Raw genomic sequence first — 2,010 nt, forward strand, 5'->3', positions numbered from 1 at the left:
TTTTCCGTGTTGTCGGCCATGATGAACCTCCAAAAAATCTGGCTCCGGTCCCAACTTGTAACTTGAAAGAATGTTCCCGTTTCGTTCTAATGATGGGCTCCACGCAAGAGGGGCCTCCATGCCGGATCTCGAGTTCGTCCGTCGGGAAATCGAATACATGCGCGTCCAGGTCGGGCGTCAGCGAAACGATATTTTGAAGCTTCAACGGGCGGGGATCTGTAGCGCGTCGGCCGAATTGCTCCTGCAGAGGATGCTGGCGAAGATCGACACGCTTTGCACCGAGCGCGACAGGCTCAAGAAGGTGGCGCCCGGGTCGACCGCCGGCAAGGTGCTGGGAGGCCGGAACTGGTGAAGCGATACTTCTCCGACTCCGAAGATCATCCGCCGTTCCTCAAGGCGTTGGCCGAGGTTCGAAAAATCGGCATGCACGAGGGGTGGTGCTATCACCACGTTCAAGCGATCATGCTGGCCATCGATCAATACGCCGAGGCCGCGACAGGCAACCGGGAATTTTTCTGGAACAGGCCGCATTCAGTCGGCGGTGGTCGGACGCGCGGCGACGATATCCCGTAGCGGACGGTGACAGCGCCAGCTCAGTGAACGAACTGCTTTGGCAGCACCATCACGACGTTGACCTCGCGCTTCAAGATCTTTGAAGCCGTGATCCAGGATATCGCCATCGAGCTCATCGAAGTGAATGCCGGCGAACAGTCGGTCAAACGTCTTCGCGCCAACGATGAGTGCCATGCGGGCTTGTATTGCTTGGTCTTGGACTTCTGTCAGGTTCATGCCCTAGAAATAGGCCTTCGGCTTGATTGAAAGTATCCAAACGGAGGCGGTATGGGGACTTGGTCCTTGCAGGCAGCGGAATCCTGAGTGGCGACCCAACTGCCGCTGCTGCACTGGAGCAGATGACGCCGCCCTGAGCATCGCGCCCGAGTGATTCCAGGGCATGTGGATTGATGTGGAAAGGCGCAGCGGGAGCGTGGCCAACCCTCTCCGAAATTCATACGGACAGCACCCCCCGCCGTTATGGCGAACGTATCAATGCACCCGGAATGATGGTCGTGCCGACCACTCTCGCGAGGCGCACATTGCTCCATGCCAGAACGTTGAGCACTCCAGTTCTGACAGCCGCTATATGGAAGCCAGGGCGTCCACCCGGAGTAGCGAAATAGCAATTGGTGAACGCGACATTGGTCGTCGTGCCGGGACTTGCGAAGATGAAAACGGTGCGATCGCCGTTCCAGAAAATGCAGTTGTTGTAAGTTACAGTTCCCGAGAAATTATCAGCCCACTGCATACAATCTGAACTGACAAAGCCAGGTTGAGGCTCATTATCATTGTAGCACTTGAAGCTACAATTGGTGAAGTTGACCGTCGCCTTGTCTCCCAGGTACGGGTACGCTTGGAACGCGTCAGAGTGATCGCCGACCTTGGCGACACAATTAAAGAAGCACTGGTCCATATTCGTGATACCGCCGCCGTTCTGGCGGGGACCTTCACGCCAATCGATTCGGCACTGGACAAAGTTGCTTACAAGAGAGCCGCTCGATTGGATCGCAAAGCACGCATCGCCATTCTTGTAATTGGGACTGTCGATCCAATCTTTGTTGGCTTGCGTACCAGACGAGAATGGACCGCCGGGTCCTGGAACATTGCCGGCGAACCTCGCGTCGCTGAGTGACATCGGGATCGTGATTTCAGACGGTGGCGGCGCGGCCGCCGCTGATGGACGAATAACGCAGGGACCCGCAATAATCAGTCCCGAGGCTCTCTTTATAAATTTCCTGCGATCCATGTTTGGCCCTGCTTCCGGCTTGTACGTCATACGCAGCACGCCCAATCGCCATTTGCGCCCCGCAATCGTACTTCCCCCGACCGGGAGATGGTAGCCGAGCCCATCATCGATTGTCATGGTGCCCCTCTGCTGCGTAACCCTCCGGTGAGGGCCGCGGCCAGCTAGGTTTCGGGTGATAGTGTTTCAGTGAGTGCCGAACTCAGGTCGAA

General features: G+C 56.9%; 3 protein-coding genes. 1 reads left to right on the plus strand and 2 read right to left on the minus strand.

The window, feature by feature from the left end; genetic code table 11:
- The first annotated feature begins 118 nt into the window (after positions 1-118).
- Positions 119-352, plus strand: a complete 234-nt coding sequence (locus tag AC5ZG1_RS43830; RefSeq protein WP_456645488.1) for a hypothetical protein — start codon at positions 119-121, stop codon at positions 350-352.
- A 179-nt stretch (positions 353-531) separates the two neighbouring features.
- On the opposite strand, the gene AC5ZG1_RS43835 is transcribed toward AC5ZG1_RS43830, so the two are convergent.
- Together AC5ZG1_RS43835 and AC5ZG1_RS43840 are read right to left on the minus strand one after the other, a co-directional pair.
- Positions 532-747, minus strand: a complete 216-nt coding sequence (locus tag AC5ZG1_RS43835) for a hypothetical protein (RefSeq protein WP_456645487.1) — start codon at positions 745-747, stop codon at positions 532-534.
- A 283-nt stretch (positions 748-1,030) separates the two neighbouring features.
- Positions 1,031-1,918, minus strand: a complete 888-nt coding sequence (locus AC5ZG1_RS43840) for a hypothetical protein (RefSeq protein ID WP_456645486.1) — start codon at positions 1,916-1,918, stop codon at positions 1,031-1,033.
- Between the last annotated feature and the right edge of the window lie 92 nt (positions 1,919-2,010).

The sequence above is a fragment of the Bradyrhizobium sp. Leo78 genome (assembly GCF_059512425.1).